Genomic DNA, 19,692 nt, shown 5'->3' on the forward strand with positions numbered 1-19,692 from the left:
AGGCCTGAAGAGGACGACGAGGAAGATCTGAGATGACCAAGCACACGCTCTCCGTCCTGGTGGAGAACACCCCCGGCATCCTCACCCGGATCGCCGCGCTGTTCGCCCGCCGCGGCTTCAACATCGACTCGCTCGCCGTCGGGGTCACCGAGCACCCCGACATCTCCCGCATCACCATCGTCGTCAACGTCGAGACGCTGCCGCTGGAGCAGGTCACCAAGCAGCTCAACAAGCTCGTCAACGTGCTGAAGATCGTCGAGCTGGAGGACAGCGCGGCGATCCAGCGCGAACTCGTGCTGGTGAAGGTCCGCGCCGACAACGAGACCCGCTCGCAGATCGTCGAGATCGTCCAGCTCTTCCGCGCCAAGACCGTCGACGTCTCCCCGGAGGCCGTGACCATCGAGGCCACCGGTGGCAGCGACAAGCTGGGCGCGATGCTCAAGATGCTGGAGCCCTTCGGCATCAAGGAGCTGGTGCAGTCCGGGACGATCGCCATAGGGCGTGGCGCCCGGTCCATCACGGACCGCAGCCTGCGCGCTCTGGACCGCTCGGCCTGACGCACGCCCCCGGCGCGCGGCGTCCTCCAGGGGACCTTGCGCGCCCGCCCCACCCCCTCCATCCGGGACGCGCCCGGATAGCGAGACCCGAACACCTTCCCGCACCCGCCCGTCATACGGTGGGACGTACAACCGGAAATCAAGGAGATATCCCAGTGGCTGCCGAGCTGTTCTACGACAACGACGCCGACCTGTCCATCATCCAGGGCCGCAAGGTCGCGGTTATCGGATATGGCAGCCAGGGCCACGCCCACGCGCTGTCGCTGCGCGACTCGGGCGTCGACGTCCGCGTCGGTCTGCACGAGGGCTCCAAGTCCAAGGCGAAGGCCGAGGAGCAGGGCCTGCGGGTCGTCACCCCGGCCGAGGCGGCGGCCGAGGCCGACGTCATCATGATCCTCGTCCCGGACCCGATCCAGGGCAAGGTCTACGAGGAGTCCATCAAGGAGCACCTCAAGGACGGCGACGCGCTGTTCTTCGGCCACGGTCTGAACATCCGCTTCGGCTTCATCAAGCCCCCGGCCGGCGTCGACGTCTGCATGGTCGCCCCCAAGGGCCCCGGCCACCTGGTGCGCCGTCAGTACGAGGAGGGCCGCGGCGTTCCGTGCATCGCGGCCGTCGAGCAGGACGCCACGGGCAACGGCTTCGCCCTCGCGCTCTCCTACGCCAAGGCCATCGGCGGTACCCGCGCCGGCGTCATCAAGACCACCTTCACCGAGGAGACCGAGACCGACCTGTTCGGTGAGCAGGCCGTGCTCTGCGGCGGCGCCTCCGCGCTGGTCAAGGCGGGCTTCGAGACCCTGGTCGAGGCGGGCTACCAGCCGGAGATCGCGTACTTCGAGTGCCTCCACGAGCTCAAGCTGATCGTGGACCTGATGTACGAGGGCGGCCTGGAGAAGATGCGCTGGTCGGTCTCCGAGACCGCCGAGTGGGGCGACTACGTCACCGGCCCGCGGATCATCACGGACCAGACCAAGGCCGAGATGAAGAAGGTCCTCGGCGAGATCCAGGACGGCACCTTCGCCAACAACTGGATGAAGGAGTACAACGACGGTCTGCCGAAGTACAACGAGTACAAGAAGGCCGACGAGGACCACCTGCTGGAGACCACCGGCAAGAAGCTCCGCAAGCTGATGAGCTGGGTGGACGACAAGGAGTAGCACCTCCGGCGCGGTTCGGGGGGTTCCGGGGGCGTCGCCCCCCGGGCCCCTTCTCCCTCGATCGCCGGGCAGGCTCGAAAAAGCCTGCCCGGCGATCGAGGGCGACACGGAGCCGCACCGGCGGGTGACCTTTTCCCGTCCGCCCGGGGCCGGGCCCGGGTCCCCGATACACTGCGGAGCACAAACGCGTCAGGCTCACAGCGTCGTGCGTCTTCCACGCGGCTGCCCCCTTCACCGCCTTCGGCCGTAGGGACGGCCGTCCCGCAAAGGACTAGTGAGGACCACGTGAGCACTGCTTCGTCCCGTAAACCCGTCGTACTCATCGCCGAAGAGCTGTCGCCCGCCACCGTCGACGCCCTCGGTCCGGACTTCGAGATCCGGCACTGCAACGGCGCGGACCGCGCCGAGCTGCTGCCCGCCGTCGTCGACGTGGACGCCATCCTCGTGCGCTCCGCCACGAAGATCGACGCGGAGGCCATCGCGGCCGCGAAGAAGCTGCGGGTCGTCGCCCGCGCCGGGGTCGGCCTGGACAACGTCGACGTCTCCGCCGCCACCAAGGCCGGCGTGATGGTCGTCAACGCCCCGACGTCCAACATCGTCACCGCCGCCGAGCTGGCCTGCGGTCTGCTCATCGCCACCGCCCGCAACATCCCGCAGGCCAACACCGCGCTCAAGAACGGCGAGTGGAAGCGCTCGAAGTACACCGGCGTCGAGCTGTCCGAGAAGGTCCTCGGCGTCGTCGGCCTCGGCCGGATCGGTGTCCTCGTCGCCCAGCGCATGTCCGCGTTCGGCATGAAGGTCGTCGCCTACGACCCGTACGTCCAGCCCGCGCGCGCCGCGCAGATGGGGGTGAAGCTCCTCACCCTCGACGAGTTGCTGGAGGTCGCGGACTTCATCACCGTGCACCTGCCGAAGACCCCCGAGACCCTCGGGCTGATCGGTGACGACGCGCTGCACAAGGTCAAGCCCTCGGTCCGTATCGTCAACGCCGCCCGCGGCGGGATCGTGGACGAGGCCGCGCTGGCGACGGCCCTGAAGGAGGGCCGGGTCGCGGCCGCGGGCCTGGACGTCTACACCACCGAGCCCTGCACCGACTCCCCGCTCTTCGAGTTCGACAACGTGGTCGCCACCCCGCACCTCGGCGCCTCCACGGGCGAGGCGCAGGAGAAGGCGGGCATCGCGGTCGCGCGGTCCGTGCGGCTCGCGCTCGCGGGCGAGCTGGTACCGGACGCGGTCAACGTCCAGGGCGGGGTCATCGCCGAGGACGTCAAGCCCGCGCTGCCGCTGGCCGAGAAGCTGGGCCGGATCTTCACCGCCCTCGCGGGCGAGGTCGCGGTCCGGCTCGACGTCGAGGTCTACGGCGAGATCACCCAGCACGATGTGAAGGTGCTCGAACTGAGCGCGCTCAAGGGTGTGTTCGAAGACGTCGTCGACGAGACGGTGAGCTACGTCAACGCCCCGCTGTTCGCGCAGGAGCGCGGCGTCGAGGTCCGGCTGACCACCAGCTCCGAGTCGCCCGACCACCGCAACGTGGTCACCGTGCGCGGCACGCTCTCGGGCGGTGGCGAGGTGTCCATCTCCGGCACGCTGGCCGGCCCGAAGCACCTCCAGAAGATCGTCGCCGTCGGTGAGCACGACGTGGACCTCGGCCTTGCCGACCACATGGCCTTCCTCCGCTACGGCGACCGCCCCGGCGTCGTCGGCACGGTCGGCCGCATCCTCGGCGAGGCGGGCATCAACATCGCCGGCATGCAGGTCTCCCGCGCCACGGAGGGCGGCGAGGCGCTCGTCGCCCTCACGGTCGACGAGTCGATCCCGGCACCCGTGCTCGCGGAGATCGCCGAGGAGATCGGCGCCGCGTCCGCCCGCGCGGTCAACCTGACCGACTGACGGCCGCCGCCCGCCGGTTCGGCACGGCCGAGCCGGCGGAGCGTATGGCGAAGCGGCGCCCCCGTCCCGGTGGACGGGGGCGCCGCTCTGCTGAGGGACGACCCGCTCAGTGCCGGGTCAGCACCGCCTCGGGCGCCCTCTCCGCAGTGGGCTGCTCCGGCGTCGTCGTCACCTTGCGCAGTGCGGCCAGCGCGCCGAGGGCGGCGAGGGCCAGCACGGCGGCTCCGCCGAGGGCGGCGAGGTTCATGCCGTGGGTGAAGGCGTCGCGGGCGACGGCCAGGACACTCTCGCCCGCCCGGCCCGGCAGCCCGGCCGCCACGCCCGCCGCCCCGCCGAGCGTCTCGCGGGCCGCCTCCAGGGCCCCCTGCGGCAGGCCTGCGGGCAGGGAGTCGGTCACGTCACGGCGGTAGACGGCGACGCCGACGCTGCCGAACACCGCCATGCCGAGCGCCCCGCCGAACTCCTGACCCGTCTCCAGCAGCGAGGCCGCCGAACCGGCCTTCTCCGGCGGGGTGGTGGACAGCGCCATGTCGGAGACCAGGGCCATGACCGTCACGATGCCGCAGCCGATGACGCCGGCGCCGGTCAACGTGGTCCACATCGAGTCGGTGCCGGCCCGGGTCAGAACGGCGTAGCCCAGCGCGGCGACGACGAATCCGGCGGCGATGACGTACGCCTTGTCGACCTTCTGCGCGATCGCCGTCGACAGGGGCGCGGCGATGCCGACCGCAAGGGACGGGGCGACGCTCCACAGCGCGGCCTCCATCGGGCCCTTGCCGAGCACGGACTGCAGGTACTGGGTGGTGAAGTAGACCGAGCCCATCATGCCGAACGCCGCGACGGTGTTGAGCGCGATGCCCGCCCCGAAGGCGCGGTGGCGGAACAGCTCCCGGCTGATCATCGCGGACCGCAGGGTGCGCTGGCGGCGTACGAAGACCCCGCCCACGGCCAGGCCCACGGCGACGCACAGGGCCATCGCCGCGCTGAACCCCTCGGCGGCGATCTCCTTGAGTCCGTAGGTCACCGGGAGCACGGCGGCCATGGACAGCGGCACGCTCAGCAGATCGAACCGCCCCGGCTCCGGGTCCTTGTGCTCCGGCACCAGGAACGGCACGAGCACCAGCAGCAGCACCATCGCGGGGACGTTGATCAGGAAGACCGAGCCCCACCAGAAGTGCTCCAGCATCACCCCGCCCAGCACCGACCCGAGCGCGATCCCGCCCGCCATGGCCCCGGACCAGATGCCGATGGCCTTGGTGCGCTGGGTGTCGTCGTGAAACATGCTGCGTACCAGCGCCATCGTGCTCGGCATCAGCGTCGCACCGCCGATGCCGAGCACGGCACGCGCCGCGATCAGCATCTCCGCGCTCTGCGCGTACGCCGCCGCCACCGAGGCCACCCCGAAGGCCGCCGCCCCGAACATCAGCAGCTTGCGCCGGCCGATCCGGTCGCCGAGCGACCCCATCGTGATCAGCAGCCCGGCGAGGGCGAAGGCGTAGACATCGAAGATCCACAGCTGCTGGGTGGCGGAGGCGTCGAGCGACTCGCTGATGGAGGGGACGGCGAAGAACAGGACGGAGGCGTCCATCGAGACCAGGAGGAGGGGCAGCAGGAGGACGACGAACGCCGTCCATTCCTTCCGCCCGGCGCGTGCGCTGAGGTTCGTCATGGCCACGAATATACGGATGTCTTAAACGCTTGTCTATGACGCTTGTATAAGACGCCTGTCTGGTACGGGCGTATGGGGCGGCGCTAGGGTTCCGGCATGGGACATCGCGAAGATCTGCTCGAAGGCGCGAAGCGCTGCCTGCTCGAAAAGGGCTGGGTGCGCACCACCGCGCGCGACATCGTGGCCGCCTCCGGCGCCAACCTCGCCTCCATCGGCTACCACTACGGCTCCAAGGACGCGCTGATGATGGCGGCGTTCTTCCAGATGGTCGAGGAGTGGGGCGATGGGGCCACGCGCAGGCTCGCGGCGGGGCGCGACCGGGAAGCGGGCCGGGAGCGGCAGCTCGCGCAGGCCATGGACGCGATGTTCGGCGAGTTCGAGCGGGACCGGCAGTTCTGGCTGGTCCAGATGGAGGTCATCGGGCAGCTGGACCGCAACCCCGACCTGAAGAAGCGGTTCGCCGAGGTCCTGCCCAGCGGGCGCGAGGGCATGCTGGCGATCTTCGAGGGCGTCGACGACACCGACGTGCCCGCCGAGGCCACGCGGACCGCCGGAGCCTTCGTCCACGCGCTCTTCATCGGTATGTGGGTGCAGTGGCTCATGGACCCGGAGGCCGTGCCGACCGGGCATGAGCTGGTGGAGGGCATGCGCAGGGTCCTGACCGGCACGGCCCTGAGCGGCGAGCCCCTGCCGGACGCCTGAGGTGGGGGTGCGCGGGGGACTTGTTGGCGGTTGAACGGAAATATGGCCCGAACCGTACCCAGTCCGGCAACCTGACGTTCCGCCATGGGTAGGGAAGGGAAAGGACGTCAGTCCCGAACTGGGAGGTTGACCGTGACCCGGAGCCGCACCAGCAGCGACGTCGTTGTCGACGACGGCACCACCGACGCCGACAGCCGCGCCGAGAAGAGCGCCACCGCCCCCGATTTCCCCCATGCACGCACCTGCCCCTACCAGCCGCCCGCCGGCCATGAAGCCCTCACCTCGGACGGCCCCCTGACACACGTGAGGTTGTACGACGGCCGTGAGGTGTGGCTGGTGACCGGGCACGCCGAGGGGCGGGCCCTGCTCACCGACCAGAGGCTCTCCTCCGACCGGAAGAATCCGGCCTTTCCGGTCTTCGCCCCCCGTGCCGAGGGGCAGGGCGAGGCCTCCTTCCCGCTCATCGGCTACGACGACCCCGAACACGCCCGGCAACGGCGCATGCTGATCCCCAGCTTCGGGCTCAAGCGGATCGCCGCCATGCGCCCGCAGATCCAGCGGATCGCGGACGACCTCATCGATGCGATGCTCGCCGGCGGCACGGAGGCGGAGCTCGTCTCCGCGTACGCCCTGCCCCTGCCGTCCATGGTCATTTGTTCACTGCTCGGCGTCCCCTATGAGGAGCACGAACTCTTCGAGTCCCTGTCGCGGGCCCTGCTGCTCTCGGAGACGAGCGCCGAAGCGCGCGCGAAACGGATGGAGTTCGAGGACTACCTCGACGGGCTCATCGCCCGCAAGGAAGCGGCCCCCGGCGACGGGCTGCTCGACGAACTCATCGCCGACCGGCTCGCGGAAGGGCAGCTGGACCGCCGGGAGCTGGTCATGACGGCCATGGTCACGCTCATCGCCGGACACGAGACCACGGCCAACATGATCAGCCTCGGGACATACACCCTCCACGAACACCCGGACCAGCTCGCCGCGTTGCGCGCCGATCCGGCACTGATGCCCGGCGCCGTCGAGGAACTGCTGCGCTATCTGTCCATCGCCGACATCATGATGCGGGTCGCCACCTCGGACATCGAGATCGGCGGCCGGACCATCCGGGCGGGGGACGGGGTCCTCCTCGCGGTCTCGCTGATCAACCGTGACGCCGAGGTCTACGAGCGGCCCGGGGCGCTCGACGTCCGCCGCTCGGCCCGGCACCACGTCGCCTTCGGCTTCGGCATCCACCAGTGCCTGGGCCAGAACCTGGCCCGCGCCGAGCTGGAAATCGCCCTCAGCACCCTTCTGACCCGCATCCCCACCCTGCGGATCACCGTTGCCCGTGACGAGCTGCTCATCAAGCCCGCCACGACGCTCCAGGGACTGTTCGCCCTGCCGGTCGCGTGGTGAGCAGAGCGGCCGACCAGCCGCCCACGGAGAGAACGGAGCCCGTCATGAAGATCAGCATCGACACGGACACCTGTATCGGCAGCGGCCAGTGCGCCCTCACCGCACCCGGTGTCTTCACCCAGGACGACGACGGATTCGGCGAAGTCCTGCCGGGCCGTGAGAACGGCGCCGGCGAGCCGCTCGTACGGGAAGCGGCACGGGCCTGCCCCGTGCAGGCGATCACGGTCGAGGAGGACTGACCGCCCCCGGGCGCCTAGAGCCGGGAGGCCTTGAGCGACATGTGCAGCAGCAGCCGGTCCTCGCCCTCGTCCAGGTCGAGGCCGGTGAGCTGCTCCACGCGCGCGAGCCGGTAGTAGAGCGTCTGGCGGTGGATGCCGAGGGCGGCGGCCGCCCTGCCCGCCTGGCCGGCGGAGTCGAGGAAGGTCTCCGCCGTGCGGGCCAGCTCGGTGTGCGCGGGCTCCAGCAGGCGCAGCACCGCGGGATCCGCCGCGCGGTCGGCCGGCAGGGCCGTCAGCGCGCGGTACGCGCCGAGCGCCTCCCACTCCGCCACCGGTCCCAGCCGCCGCCCCGACCCGGCCGCGGCACCCGCCGCGCGGGCCGCGGCCAGCGCCTCCGACCAGGCGGTGGGCAGCTCGGCCAGGCCCCGGCGGGGGGTTCCGATCCCCGCCGTGGCCGCCGAGGCCGCCCCGGCCGCGCGCGGGGAGCGCAGCAGCCGCTCCGCCGCGGTGCGGGCCGGGGCGGGGGTGGTGAGGGCGCGCAGCCGGACCAGGGCGGCCAGCGCCGCCGAGCCGTCGGGCAGCGAGTCCGGGACGGCGCAGAGCGCGGCGACGCCCGACTGCGCGGCGAGCATCGAGCCGGAGCCCGTGTCCGCCGGCGCCGCCGACCGGTCCGGCTCGTCCCCGGCGGAGCCCGGTTCGCCCACCGGGCGCCAGGGGGCCACCGCGACGATCGCCAGCGGGCCGTCGGCCGCCGCTCCGAGCGCCTCCCGCAGCGCGCCGCGCGCCGCGTCCCGCCCGGCGGAGCGGGCCGTCAGCAGCTCCCGCAGCAGCTCGCCCAGCTCGGCCCCGGCCCGGGCCTCCGCGGCCAGCAGCGCGCCGATCCGGTCGGCGGTCTCCATGGCGTGCGCGAGCCGGGGGTCCGCGTACGGCAGGGCGAGATCGAGCCCCGCGAGCTGCTCGTCGTCCAGCAGCCAGACATAGCCGTGGACCACCCCGCGGTGGCGCACGGGCAGACAGATGCGCCCCTTGAAGACCCCCGCCGCCGGGTCCGGCGGGATCCGCAGCGGCGACTGGGCCCGCGCGATGCCGAACGCCTCGAACCACGCCCGGACCGCCGCCGTCGACCGGCGCTGGAGGATCGAGCGGGTGCGGACCGGGTCCATCATCAGGTCGAGATCGTCGTCACCGCCGTGGGCGCCGAACGCGATCAGCCCGAAGTCGCGGTCCTCGAGCGTCGCGGGCGCGCCGAGCGCCGCCGAGATGTCGTCCACGAGCTGCTGATAGTCGCCCCGCATGCCGCGCTCCGCTCCTTCCCTCGGGTATTCCCCATGCCCGTGCCCCCATTGTCATACATCTGTCTGAGATCCCGGCCACGGATGCGTGACAGCTGTCGATGGCCGCGCGGTGGCATGAACTCTACGTTTCACGTTGAGTTACTTATGCCGACTCCCCAGGTGGGGGCGGCCGTCATTGTGGAGGTGCCCGTGCTGGCTCCCGTGATCCTCGCCGCTTCGCGCAGCGACAAGATGCGCCGTTTCGTGTCGGCTGCCCCGGGCACCAAGCAGGTCGTCGACCGGTTCATCGCCGGCGAGACCGTCGACCAGGTCATCCCGATCGTGCAGGACGCCTCGGCCAAGGGCCTGGAGGTCACCCTGGACGTCGTGGGCGAGGACATCACCACGGTCGAGCAGTCCTACGCCGCCCGTGACGCCTACCTGGAGCTGATCGACCGCCTCAAGGCGCTCGGCCTCGGCACCAAGGCCGAGATGTCGGTCAAGCTCTCCATGTTCGGCCAGGCCCTGGAGGGCGGCCACGAGCTGGCGCTCGCCAATGTCCGCCCGGTCGTCGAGGCCGCCGCCGCCATCGGCACCACGGTCACCCTGGACGCCGAGGACCACACCACCCTCGACTCGATGTTCGCCATCCACGAGGAGCTGCGGAAGGACTTCCCGCAGACCGGCTGTGTGATCCAGGCCTACCTCTTCCGCACCGAGGACGACGCCCGCCGGCTCGCCGCGGCCGGCAGCCGAGTGCGTATCGTGAAGGGTGCGTACAAGGAGCCCGCCTCCGTCGCGTACCTGGACAAGGCCGAGATCGACAAGGCGTTCGTCCGCATCGTCAAGATCCTCATGCAGGGCGAGGGCTACCCGATGATCGGGTCGCACGACCCGCGTCTGATCGCCATCTCGCAGGAGCTGGCCCGGCAGGCGGGGCGCAAACTGGATGAGTACGAATTCCAGATGCTGTACGGCATCCGCAGCGACGAGCACGTCCGGCTGGCCGCCGAGGGCCACCGGATGCGGGTGTACACCGCGTACGGCACCGACTGGTACGGCTACTTCATGCGCCGCCTCGCCGAGAAGCCCGCGAACCTGCTGTTCTTCGCCCGTTCCATCCTCACCACGGGCTGACCCCCGAACCCCCGCAAGAGCCCCGAAGGAGACACGGAACTCATGGACGCCGTTACCCAGGTCCCCGCGCCGGTCAACGAGCCGGTGCACAGCTACGCCCCCGGTTCCCCGGAGCGTGCCCGCCTCGAGGCCAAGCTCAAGGAGCTGGCCGGCAACCCCATCGACCTGCCGATGACCATCAACGGTGAGAAGCGGATGGGCGGCGGCGAGCCGTTCCAGGTCGTGCAGCCGCACAACCACGCGGCCGTCATCGGCACCTTCAACAACGCCACCGTCCGGGACGCCCAGGACGCGGTCGACGCCGCCCTGGCCGCCGCCCCGGCGTGGCGCGCGATGTCCTTCGACGACCGCGCGGCGATCATCCTGCGCGCCGCCGAGCTGCTGGCCGGCCCCTGGCGCGAGACGCTGGCCGCCTCCACCATGCTCGGCCAGTCGAAGACCGCCCAGCAGGCGGAGATCGACACCCCCTGTGAGCTCGTCGACTTCTGGCGCTTCAACGTGCACTTCGCGCGCCAGATTCTCGCCGAGCAGCCGGTCGCCAACTCCGCCGGTGTGTGGAACCGCAGCGACCACCGTCCGCTCGAGGGCTTCGTCTACGCGATCACGCCCTTCAACTTCACCGCCATCGCGGGCAACCTGCCGACCGCCCCGGCCCTGATGGGCAACGTGGTCGTCTGGAAGCCGTCCCCGACCCAGACCCACTCCGCCGTGCTGCTGATGCAGCTCCTGGAGGAGGCGGGCCTGCCCAAGGGCGTCATCAACCTGGTGACCGGTGACGGCATCGCCGTCTCCGAGGTGGCCCTGAACCACCCCGAGCTGGCCGGTATCCACTTCACCGGCTCGACCAAGACCTTCCAGTACCTGTGGAAGACGGTCGGCAACAACATCGAGAAGTACAAGTCCTACCCGCGTCTGGTCGGCGAGACCGGTGGCAAGGACTTCGTCGTCGCGCACCCGAGCGCCGACCCGGCGATCCTGAAGACCGCGCTGACCCGCGGCTCCTTCGAGTTCCAGGGCCAGAAGTGCTCGGCCTCCTCCCGCGCCTACATCCCGCGTTCCCTCTGGGACAACGGCTTCAAGGAGCAGTTCGCGGCCGAGGTCGACGGCATCACCATGGGTGACGTCACCGACCTGTCGCACTTCATCGGCGCCGTCATCGACGACCGTTCGTTCGCCAAGAACAAGGCCGCGATCGACCGGGCCAAGTCCGACCCGACCTGCACGATCATCGCGGGCGGCACGTACGACGACTCGGTCGGCTACTTCGTCCGCCCGACGGTCATCGAGTGCACGGACCCGGAGAACGAGGTCTTCACGACCGAGTACTTCGGCCCGATCCTCGCCGTCCACGTCTACGAGGACGCCGACTTCGACGCGATGCTGGCCCAGATGGAGTCCGTCTCGGCGTACGCCCTGACCGGCTCGATCATCGCCCAGGACCGCTACGCGGCGGCCGACGCGATGGAGAAGCTCCGCTTCGCCGCGGGCAACTTCTACATCAACGACAAGTCGACCGGTGCCGTCGTCGGCCAGCAGCCCTTCGGTGGCGGCCGCGCGTCCGGCACCAACGACAAGGCCGGCGCCGCGTCCAACCTGATGCGCTGGACCTCGACCCGCTCCATCAAGGAGACGCTGGTCCCGCCGACCGAGTACGGCTACCCGCACATGGGCTGACCAGCCCTTTCACAAGCGACGCCGCCGCCCGGCTCCCCAGCCGGGCGGCGGCGTCGCTTTTCCGGTTTCCGGGATCCTCCCCGGTCCCCACGGCCGGCCGCCGGACCGGCAGTGGAGCGTGCCGCGGAGGTGCGGCGGTGGTCCTACAGACCGCCGCAGTACGGCGGGATGATGTTGGCGTGGGCCACATAGCCGCGGGTGCCCTTGGGCAGCCCGCCCCTGCTCTTGGCCTTCAGCTGGACGTAGTCCCACTTGCCCGACTTGCTGAGGATCCGGATCGGGTCCTTGAAGTAGAGCTGGCCCTTGACGCCGCTCGACGCGCTCGCCTTGGTGCGCAGCCGGGTGCCGTCGGTGTAGATGGCCGCGTTGTCCGCGTTGCACGGCTTGGCCGCCGCCGCGCGCTGCGGTGCCGCGGTGGCCGCCTGGGCCGGGGCGGCCAGGGCGGCGGTGCCGATCAGCGCGACGGTGGTGAGCGCGAGGGATATTCGACGCACGGGCATGTCCTCCGGTGGGTGGAGCGAGTGGAACGGTGAATCAAGATCGCGGCTACGGCCGCGGCGATCACCTTAAGCGCCGTCGGGTCGTGCTCGTATGGCGGTTTTGTCACGCCCCTGTCACGGGTGGTGCGGACGGCGGCGTCCCCGCGGGCGGCGCGCGTCGCAGCGGGAGCGGGCGGACGTCACAGCGCCACCAGCATCGCGAGCGGCAGCGCCGACAGCAGGGAGCCGAGTCGACCGAGGAGGCCGCCGAAGCCCGGCAGCCAGCTGCCCGTACCCTCCGCGCCGGCCTCGCGGGTGAGCGCGGAACCGAGCAGACCGCCCACGACACAGCCGCACAGCACCGCGGCCCACAGGCTGACCGTGAACCCGCCGACCGCGCCCAGGCCGACGGCCACGCCCATGCCCCCCGTGAGCACGTGCGCCCACGTCCGGTCGGGGGAGAGCCGGGACAGCGGCCGGGCCAGGCCGCCGCCCAGCCGGGCCAACAGGGCCCCTCCGCACCAGGCGGCCACATCACCGAAGGCGACGGCCACGACCACGGCGATCGCCGTGCCCTCCAGCACCAGGAGTCCGCTCAGCGTCAACGGGATCCACAGCACCCCGAAGACCGTGCGCGCCGCCCGCTCACCGGCCCGCGCGGGATCCCCGGACAGCACCGCCGCCAGCACGCACGCGACCAGCACGAGCGCCGGGAACCGCAGGTCGAAACGCACCTCCTCCGGCAGCACATGGGCCACATACGCCAGCGGCGGCACCAGCACGGCCGCGACGCCCAGCACCACCCGCTCGCCCCGCGCGAGGCGCAGCAGAGCCGCGTACTCCGCCACCGCGACCAGCCCCAGCACGGCCGGCAGCAACAGCGGCCCCGGCGAGTCCACCGGGTACAGCGCGGCGAAGAACAACAGCGCCGCCACGACCGAAGTGCCCCAGGCGCGCCGCAGTTCACGGCGGGCGGTGACGCCCGCGGGGAGGACCGCGACGGCCGCACCGGCGACGGCCAGCGCCCCCGCGACGACCGGCAGGGCGCGGCCGAACGCCTCCTCGGCTTCCAACAGCGCACTCATCGCGCCTCGTCGGGCAGGAGGCGGGCCGGGGCCCAGGGTTCGCGTACGTACTGGCCGTTCATGGGCCCTACTGTCGCCGACCCGTTTCCGCGCTGTACGGGCGGGTGGAGCCGCACCCCCGTCTCAGATAGTAGGAAGGCCGACTAAATGTGCAGACAGCGCGTCCCCGCTGACCTAGCGTGGAAGCAGCCGAACGTCCCGCTCCATCGAGCGAAGGCGGTTGCGGCCCGGTGCGTGAGCGCAGGTGATCCCTGCCGTACGCGGGCCCCCGCACTCTTTCCGGCTCTCATCCGCACTTCTCGGGCTTCCATTCAGAGGAGACGTGACTTCATGGCCGAGACCGTCGTCCGCAGGACCCGCCGCGGCGCCCGCGGCACCCGCACCTCCGACACCACCGCCCACAAGACCGACCGCGCCAACGCCGCCGCCGCGCTCCAGCGCGCGCTCGACCGCCGCGACAACGGCGGCGCGACGGGTCACTGAGCGCCCTGCGGGCGCGTCCTCAAACGCCGGACAGGCTGCTTTCGGCTGGGGTCAGCCACATCCAGCCCGTCCGGCGATCGAGGACACCGCCGCGCAGCGGAGGTGCGCGTGAGGCGGCCCGCAGCCGCTGTTTCTTCTCCGCCGCGCGTTACGTCGCGCCGACGCTCCGCGTCACTTCGCGGTGCTAGTTCTTCTCGGCTCCGCTCCGCGTCACTTCGCGGTGCTAGTTCTTCTCGGCTCCGCTCCGCGTCACTTCGAAGTAATCCACCCGCGCTCCGCTCTCCGCCAGTGCCGTCACCCGCAGTCGCGGGTGGCGGCCCGGCTCGGCCTCGACGGCGAGGAAGGAGAAGCCGGTGTAGCGCACACGTGACCACTCCACCGTCTCCGGGCGCTTCACCCGGCCCTTCCCCCAGTGGTAGCTGGCGATGCCGTCGAGGTCCTTCACACGGCCCTCGTAGCTGTCCGGCACCGGGAAGTCGTACAGCGCCTTGCCCGCCCCGCCCGCGGTGACGTACACAATGCCGTCGCGCGTCCCGTCGACGCTCCCACCGATCGGGACCTTCCTGCCCACTCGCCCGCCGCGGATCGCGTCGGTCCGTTCGTAGACGTGATTGTGGCCGTTGATCACCAGGTCCACCTGGTGCTTCTCGAACAGCGGCAGCCATGCCTCGCGCACCCCGCCGTCCGACGCGTGCGCCTTCGTCGTCGAGAACGCGCAGTGGTGGAAGAAGACGACGAGGAAATCGATCCCGCGCCGCCCGCGCAACTCCCGCAGCCGCCGGTCCAGCCAGGCGGTCTGTCTGCCGCCGGTGTAACCGGTGTTGGCGGCGATCTCGTACGAGACGTCGTTGGCGTCCAGCGCGACGACCCCCACGTTTCCGTAGGTGAAGGAGTAGACGCCCGGCGCCTGGCGCGGGTCGAAGCCGTTGTCCGGCAGGGTCCAGCGGGCCCGCTGACCGCCGTAGCCGTTGGGGGAGTACCAGGCCTCCATGTCGTGGTTGCCGGTGGTCACCATCCACGGCACCCGCGCCGCCACGGACTCGGTCTGGGCGAGGAACTGGTCCCACACCCGCGCGTCGTAGACGTCCGTCGGCTTGCCCCCGCCGCTGGAGTCGGCGTAGCAGATGTCGCCCGCGTGGAGATGGAACGCGGGGTTCTGGCCGAGGATCAGCTGGTCGTTGGCGAGCGCGTCGTAGCTGACGCCCTGGTCGCCGAAGGCGGTGAAGACGAATCTCTCCGCGCTCTGTGGGGCGGTGCGGAAGGTGCCGATGGTCGCGAAGTGGCGCGGGTCGGCGGGGTCGTGGCCGGTGTGGCCGACGCCGTAGTAGTACGTCCTGCCCGGGCTGAGGCCGTCCAGCGCCGCGTGCAGATAGACCTGGTCGACGGCCGGGAGCTTTTTGCTGAGCGCGGGCGTGTGCAGAGCGCGCACCTCCGCCGCCACGCGCAGGCCGAGGTCCCACGGTTCGAGGCCCACCCGGACGAACGGGTCCCTGACCGCGAACGGCACCTGCCAGGAGATCCGCATCTGCGTCCTCGGATCGGCGCCGAAGGCGAGATGGCGGCCGAAGGGCGCGACCACCGAGCCGTCCACCCGGGCGGTCGCGGGCGCGCCGACCAGGGTGGGGCCCGCGTACGCGCCCGCGCCGCCGAGGACACCCAGCCCGGCGACCGTCCCGGCCGTGGCGGCACCGGCGCGCAGCATCCCGCGCCGGGTGAGCTTCGTCCGCAGATACTCGTGCTGCTCGGCCATCGTCATCCGGACGGCGAGGTGGTCGGGGATGCCTACCCGTGGTGTCTCCATGCTCGAAAACGTCCCAGGAACGAGCGACACCGTCCCGTCCTTGAGGTGAACGTGACCTGACCGGACCGCCATCTGTCCGGATCGTGGACATCGCGTGTCAACCACCGGGACGGCGGAGTACGGTCCCGCTATGTCTCGCACCATGCGCCTCGCAGTGATCCCCGGTGACGGTATCGGCCAGGAAGTCGTGGCCCAGGGCCTCAAGGTCCTCAATGCCGTCCTTCCTTCGGACGTGAAGCTGGAGACCCGGGAGTACGATCTCGGCGCCCGGCGCTGGCACGCGACCGGCGAGACCCTGCCGGACGCCGAGCTCGAATCCCTCAAGGACCACGACGCGATCCTGCTCGGCGCGGTCGGCGACCCCTCCGTGCCGTCCGGCGTGCTCGAGCGCGGGCTGCTGCTCAAGCTGCGCTTCGCCTTCGACCACTACGTCAATCTGCGCCCCTCGAAGCTCTTCCCCCACACGGACACCCCGCTCGCCGGACGCCCGGAGATCGACTTCATCGTCGTCCGCGAGGGCACCGAGGGCCCCTACGTCGGCAACGGCGGCAGCCTGCGCACCGGCACCCCCCACGAGGTCGCCACCGAGGTCAGCCTCAACACGGCGCTGGGCGTGGAGCGCGTGGTGCGCGACGCGTACGAGCGCGCGCAGGCCCGGCCGCGCAAGAAGCTGACCCTCGTCCACAAGAACAACGTCCTCGTCTACGCGGGCCACCTGTGGAAGAACGTCTTCGACCGGGTCGGCCGGGAATACCCCGAGGTCACCACCGACTATCTGCACGTCGACGCGGCGACGATCTTCTTCGTCACCCAGCCCGAGCGTTTCGACGTCATCGTCACCGACAACCTCTTCGGTGACATCCTCACCGACCTCGCCGCCGCCGTCACCGGTGGCATCGGCCTGGCCGCCTCCGGGAACATCAACCCGACCGGCGCCTTCCCGTCGATGTTCGAACCGGTCCACGGCTCCGCGCCCGACATCGCCGGCACCGGCAAGGCCGACCCCACGGCCGCCGTCCTCTCCGTCGCGCTGCTGCTGCGCCACCTCGGCCACGAGGCGGAGGCGGACCGCGTCGAGGAGGCCGTCGCCGACGACCTCGCCGCCCGCGGCACAGGCCCCCGTACGACGGACGAGATCGGCGACGCGCTCGCCGCACGAGTATCCGGCTGACCCGGCCGCCCCGGCTCCCGGCACCCTCCCCGATGGCGGTGCTCTACCCGTAGAGCACCGCTGTATGAGGTGGGTCGCTGTGCTACCGCGCGGTTGGGTGCGACCATCCATCCAGGGCCGCGCGCAGTTTTTTCGTCCACGGCCCCACGGGAGAGATAATCGAACGTGGGGCCGCGGCATGAGGGGAAGCTCGGACGTCCTCGAGCCGATCGGGACGGAATGAGCGCGGTCCGCCACACACCAAGGTGAAGGACACGCATTCATGACGACGCCCACGATCGAGCTCAAGCCCTCCTCGCACCCGCTGTCCGACGCGGAGCGCGAGAAGATCCTGGCTGCCCCCGGTTTCGGCCGGCACTTCACCGACCACATGGTCACCATCAAGTGGACCGAGGGCCGTGGCTGGCACGACGGGCAGCTCGTCCCGTACGCGCCGCTGTCGATCGACCCGGCCAACATGACCCTGCACTACGCGCAGGAGATCTTCGAGGGCCTGAAGGCCTACCGCGGCCCCGACGGGTCGGTCGCCACCTTCCGGCCCGAGGCCAACGCCGAGCGCTTCCAGAAGTCCGCCCGCCGTCTGGCGATGCCGGAGCTGCCCGTCGAGACCTTCATCGAGGCCTGTGACGTGCTGGTCGAGCAGGACAAGAAGTGGGTGCCCGAGCACGGCGGCGAGGAGTCGCTCTATCTGCGCCCGTTCATGATCGCGACCGAGGTCGGTCTCGGCGTGCGGCCCGCCAATGAGTACCTCTTCATCGTCATCGCCTCGCCCGCCGGCGCGTACTTCCCCGGCGGCGTGCAGCCGGTGTCCGTCTGGCTCTCGGAGAACTACGTCCGCGCGGTGCCCGGCGGCATGGGTTTCGCCAAGACCGGCGGCAACTACGCGGCCTCCCTGCTCGCCCAGGCCGAGGCGGCGGAGAAGGGCTGCGACCAGGTGGTCTGGCTCGACGCCCTGGAGCACCGCTGGGTCGAGGAGATGGGCGGCATGAACCTGTACTTCGTGTACGGGTCCGAAGCCAATGAGCAGCCCAGGATCGTCACCCCCGAGCTCACCGGCTCGCTCCTCGCCGGCGTCACCCGTGACTCCCTGCTGAAGCTGGCCAAGGACCTCGGCTACGAGTCCGAGGAGCGCCGCATCTCCACCGACGACTGGAAGCGCGACACCGAGAACGGCACGCTCACCGAGGTGTTCGCCTGCGGCACGGCCGCGGTCATCACCCCGGTCGGCTCCGTGAAGTCCGCGGGCGCCGAGTGGACCCAGGCCGACGGCCGGCCCGGCGAGGTCACGATGAAGCTGCGCGAGGCGCTGCTCGCCATCCAGACCGGCAAGGCCGAGGACACCCGCGGCTGGATGCACCCGCTGGGCTGAGCCCGCTCCTCGCCACCGCCGAGGCCGCCCCGGACGAACCGTCGGGGCGGCCTCAGCCGTACCGGCTCGGCTCCGGTGGCCGCCGTGAACGCAACGCACGCAAGTTGGCATGATCGTTGCCGCCCGGCCCCTTGTCCGACACCTGTCGCTCCGCCACCGTGATCGACCATGGGACGACAGCACTGGAAGAAGATCTGGGTCGGCTCGGCCGGCAACATGGTCGAATGGTTCGACTGGTTCGTGTACGCCAGCTTCGCCACCTACTTCGCGGGCGCCTTCTTCCCCTCGGGTGACGACACGGCGAAGCTCATGAACACCGCGGGCCTCTTCGCCGTCGGCTTCTTCATGCGCCCCCTCGGCGGCTGGCTGCTCGGCCGCGTCGGCGACCGGCGCGGCCGCAAGTCGGCACTCACCTTGACCGTCACCTTGATGTCGGCCTCCGCCGTACTGATCGCCATCGCGCCGACCTACGCCGTCGCGGGCTACGGCGGCGCGGCGGTCCTGCTGGTCGCCCGGCTGCTCCAGGGCCTCTCGGTCGGCGGCGAGTACGCGGCCAGCGCGACCTACCTCACCGAGGCGTCCGCGCCCGGCCGCCGAGGCTTCGCCTCCAGCTTCCAGTACGTCTCCATGACCGCGGGCCAGCTCGTCGGCCTCGGCCTGCAGATCCTTCTGCAACACACCCTGTCCGACAGCGCGCTGCACAGCTGGGGCTGGCGCATCCCCTTCATCGTGGGCGCGCTGGGCGCGGCCGTCATCTTCTATCTGCGGCGCAACATGCTGGAGACGGAGGTGTACGAGGAGTCGGGCGAGACCTCCGAGGAGGACCGCGGCACGATCAAGGCGCTGCTGCGGCACAAGCGCGAGGCGTTCCTCGTCATCGCGCTGACCATGGGCGGCACGGTCGCGTACTACACCTACACGACCTACCTCACCAAGTACCTCTCCAACAGCGCGGGCCTGTCCAAGCAGACGGCGACCCTCGTCAGCTTCTGCGCCCTCTTCGTCTTCATGTGCCTGCAGCCCCTCGCGGGCGCCCTCTCGGACCGCATCGGCCGCCGCCCGCTGCTCGTCACCTTCGCCGTGGGCTCCACCTTCCTGACCGTGCCGATCATGACGCTGCTCGGCCACGCGGGCTCCTTCTGGCCGGCGCTCGGCCTGGCCCTGCTGGCGCTGATCGTCGTCACGGGCTACACGTCGATCAACGCGTGCGTGAAGGCGGAGCTGTTCCCCACCGGTGTCCGGTCGCTGGGCGTGGCCCTGCCCTACGCCATCGCCAACGCGCTCTTCGGGGGGACGGCGGAATACGTGGCGCTGTGGTTCAAGAAGGGCGGCATCGAGTCCGGCTACTACTGGTACGTGGCGGGCTGTGCGGCCGTCTCGCTGATCGTCTACCTCACGATGCGCGAGACGCGGGACATCGACCTGAAGAACGTCGGCACCACGGGGACGGTGATCCCGGCTCGAACCACGACCGAGGACGCGACGGAGGCCAGTCGTCCGGGTGTCTGATGACGTCACCAGCCCGCGAAACCAAGCCTGCCCGGCGCTTGAGGGCGACACTGACCGCAGCGTGGGACGCAGCCGCATCGCCGGAGGCATCCGCATCGTGAGACTCGGCAGCGCCGACGCGA

General features: G+C 70.8%; 17 protein-coding genes. 12 read left to right on the forward strand and 5 right to left on the reverse strand.

Going from position 1 to position 19,692, the window contains the following annotated elements; all coding sequences use genetic code 11:
* Positions 1–32 precede the first annotated feature (32 nt).
* The 3 genes from ilvN (at position 33) to serA (ending at position 3,604) form a co-directional block, all read left to right on the forward strand.
* Positions 33–557: an acetolactate synthase small subunit gene (gene ilvN, locus JO379_RS24225; RefSeq protein WP_130880067.1), complete on the forward strand. Its 525-nt coding sequence runs from the start codon at positions 33–35 to the stop codon at positions 555–557.
* A gap of 155 nt (positions 558–712) precedes the next feature.
* Positions 713–1,714: a ketol-acid reductoisomerase gene (gene ilvC / locus JO379_RS24230; RefSeq protein ID WP_130880068.1), complete on the forward strand. Its 1,002-nt coding sequence runs from the start codon at positions 713–715 to the stop codon at positions 1,712–1,714.
* A gap of 285 nt (positions 1,715–1,999) precedes the next feature.
* The gene (gene serA / locus JO379_RS24235; protein WP_130880069.1) at positions 2,000–3,604 is read left to right on the forward strand and encodes a phosphoglycerate dehydrogenase; all 1,605 of its coding nucleotides are present in this window, start codon (positions 2,000–2,002) and stop codon (positions 3,602–3,604) included.
* A 106-nt stretch (positions 3,605–3,710) separates the two neighbouring features.
* Here serA and JO379_RS24240 read toward each other — a convergent pair whose 3' ends face one another.
* Entirely contained in the window at positions 3,711–5,273 is a 1,563-nt protein-coding gene (locus tag JO379_RS24240; protein ID WP_209516990.1) for an MFS transporter, read from the reverse strand.
* Positions 5,274–5,369: 96 nt separating this feature from the next.
* On the opposite strand from JO379_RS24240, the gene JO379_RS24245 reads away from it, so the two are divergent.
* From JO379_RS24245 to JO379_RS24255, 3 genes are all read left to right on the forward strand, one after another.
* Entirely contained in the window at positions 5,370–5,975 is a 606-nt protein-coding gene (locus JO379_RS24245; protein ID WP_130880071.1) for a TetR/AcrR family transcriptional regulator, read from the forward strand.
* Between the two features lie 132 nt (positions 5,976–6,107).
* Complete coding sequence (locus JO379_RS24250; RefSeq protein ID WP_242626265.1) at positions 6,108–7,370, forward strand: cytochrome P450; 1,263 nt, start codon at positions 6,108–6,110, stop codon at positions 7,368–7,370.
* A gap of 44 nt (positions 7,371–7,414) precedes the next feature.
* The gene (locus JO379_RS24255; protein WP_130880073.1) at positions 7,415–7,609 is read left to right on the forward strand and encodes a ferredoxin; all 195 of its coding nucleotides are present in this window, start codon (positions 7,415–7,417) and stop codon (positions 7,607–7,609) included.
* 14 nt (positions 7,610–7,623) lie between these two features.
* Here the strand turns inward: JO379_RS24255 and JO379_RS24260 are convergent, their stop codons facing one another.
* A complete protein-coding gene (locus tag JO379_RS24260) occupies positions 7,624–8,883 on the reverse strand; it encodes a helix-turn-helix domain-containing protein (RefSeq protein WP_130880074.1) in 1,260 nt (419 codons plus the stop codon).
* A 189-nt stretch (positions 8,884–9,072) separates the two neighbouring features.
* Between JO379_RS24260 and JO379_RS24265 the strand changes: the two genes are divergently transcribed.
* Together JO379_RS24265 and pruA are read left to right on the forward strand one after the other, a co-directional pair.
* Complete coding sequence (locus JO379_RS24265) at positions 9,073–9,999, forward strand: proline dehydrogenase family protein (RefSeq protein WP_209518846.1); 927 nt, start codon at positions 9,073–9,075, stop codon at positions 9,997–9,999.
* Positions 10,000–10,041: 42 nt separating this feature from the next.
* Positions 10,042–11,673, forward strand: a complete 1,632-nt coding sequence (gene pruA, locus JO379_RS24270) for an L-glutamate gamma-semialdehyde dehydrogenase (RefSeq protein ID WP_130880075.1) — start codon at positions 10,042–10,044, stop codon at positions 11,671–11,673.
* Between the two features lie 143 nt (positions 11,674–11,816).
* Here pruA and JO379_RS24275 read toward each other — a convergent pair whose 3' ends face one another.
* Complete coding sequence (locus JO379_RS24275; protein WP_165451608.1) at positions 11,817–12,167, reverse strand: SH3 domain-containing protein; 351 nt, start codon at positions 12,165–12,167, stop codon at positions 11,817–11,819.
* A 185-nt stretch (positions 12,168–12,352) separates the two neighbouring features.
* Positions 12,353–13,237, reverse strand: a complete 885-nt coding sequence (locus tag JO379_RS24280; protein WP_130880077.1) for a phosphatidate cytidylyltransferase — start codon at positions 13,235–13,237, stop codon at positions 12,353–12,355.
* 330 nt (positions 13,238–13,567) lie between these two features.
* Between JO379_RS24280 and JO379_RS24285 the strand changes: the two genes are divergently transcribed.
* Complete coding sequence (locus JO379_RS24285) at positions 13,568–13,720, forward strand: hypothetical protein (RefSeq protein ID WP_130880078.1); 153 nt, start codon at positions 13,568–13,570, stop codon at positions 13,718–13,720.
* Between the two features lie 223 nt (positions 13,721–13,943).
* On the opposite strand, the gene JO379_RS24290 is transcribed toward JO379_RS24285, so the two are convergent.
* Positions 13,944–15,521, reverse strand: coding sequence for a purple acid phosphatase family protein (locus JO379_RS24290; RefSeq protein ID WP_130880079.1), 1,578 nt, complete (start codon positions 15,519–15,521; stop codon positions 13,944–13,946).
* 130 nt (positions 15,522–15,651) lie between these two features.
* Here JO379_RS24290 and JO379_RS24295 point away from each other — a divergent pair, with 130 nt between their 5' ends.
* The 3 genes from JO379_RS24295 to JO379_RS24305 all read left to right on the forward strand — a co-directional run bounded on the left by JO379_RS24295 (position 15,652) and on the right by JO379_RS24305 (position 19,570).
* On the forward strand, positions 15,652–16,692 hold the full coding sequence (locus tag JO379_RS24295) for a 3-isopropylmalate dehydrogenase (protein WP_130880080.1): 1,041 nt from the start codon (positions 15,652–15,654) through the stop codon (positions 16,690–16,692).
* Positions 16,693–16,954: 262 nt separating this feature from the next.
* Entirely contained in the window at positions 16,955–18,061 is a 1,107-nt protein-coding gene (locus JO379_RS24300) for a branched-chain amino acid aminotransferase (protein WP_130880081.1), read from the forward strand.
* 168 nt (positions 18,062–18,229) lie between these two features.
* Complete coding sequence (locus tag JO379_RS24305) at positions 18,230–19,570, forward strand: MFS transporter (RefSeq protein WP_130880082.1); 1,341 nt, start codon at positions 18,230–18,232, stop codon at positions 19,568–19,570.
* The last annotated feature ends 122 nt before the right edge of the window (positions 19,571–19,692 follow it).

Source organism: Streptomyces syringium, from assembly GCF_017876625.1.
GTDB classification, from domain to species: Bacteria; Actinomycetota; Actinomycetes; order Streptomycetales; family Streptomycetaceae; genus Streptomyces; species Streptomyces syringius.

What these genes read in the sequence shown, in the direction of transcription:
- ilvN (WP_130880067.1), top strand. Translation starts at nt 33, where the DNA reads ATGACCAAGCACACGCTCTCCGTCCTGGTGGAGAACACCCCCGGCATC.
- JO379_RS24240 (WP_209516990.1), bottom strand. Translation starts at nt 5,273, where the DNA reads ATGACGAACCTCAGCGCACGCGCCGGGCGGAAGGAATGGACGGCGTTC.
- JO379_RS24245 (WP_130880071.1), top strand. Translation starts at nt 5,370, where the DNA reads ATGGGACATCGCGAAGATCTGCTCGAAGGCGCGAAGCGCTGCCTGCTC.
- JO379_RS24255 (WP_130880073.1), top strand. Translation starts at nt 7,415, where the DNA reads ATGAAGATCAGCATCGACACGGACACCTGTATCGGCAGCGGCCAGTGC.
- JO379_RS24260 (WP_130880074.1), bottom strand. Translation starts at nt 8,883, where the DNA reads ATGCGGGGCGACTATCAGCAGCTCGTGGACGACATCTCGGCGGCGCTC.
- pruA (WP_130880075.1), top strand. Translation starts at nt 10,042, where the DNA reads ATGGACGCCGTTACCCAGGTCCCCGCGCCGGTCAACGAGCCGGTGCAC.
- JO379_RS24280 (WP_130880077.1), bottom strand. Translation starts at nt 13,237, where the DNA reads ATGAGTGCGCTGTTGGAAGCCGAGGAGGCGTTCGGCCGCGCCCTGCCG.
- JO379_RS24285 (WP_130880078.1), top strand. Translation starts at nt 13,568, where the DNA reads ATGGCCGAGACCGTCGTCCGCAGGACCCGCCGCGGCGCCCGCGGCACC.
- JO379_RS24290 (WP_130880079.1), bottom strand. Translation starts at nt 15,521, where the DNA reads ATGGAGACACCACGGGTAGGCATCCCCGACCACCTCGCCGTCCGGATG.
- JO379_RS24295 (WP_130880080.1), top strand. Translation starts at nt 15,652, where the DNA reads ATGTCTCGCACCATGCGCCTCGCAGTGATCCCCGGTGACGGTATCGGC.
- JO379_RS24300 (WP_130880081.1), top strand. Translation starts at nt 16,955, where the DNA reads ATGACGACGCCCACGATCGAGCTCAAGCCCTCCTCGCACCCGCTGTCC.
- JO379_RS24305 (WP_130880082.1), top strand. Translation starts at nt 18,230, where the DNA reads ATGGGACGACAGCACTGGAAGAAGATCTGGGTCGGCTCGGCCGGCAAC.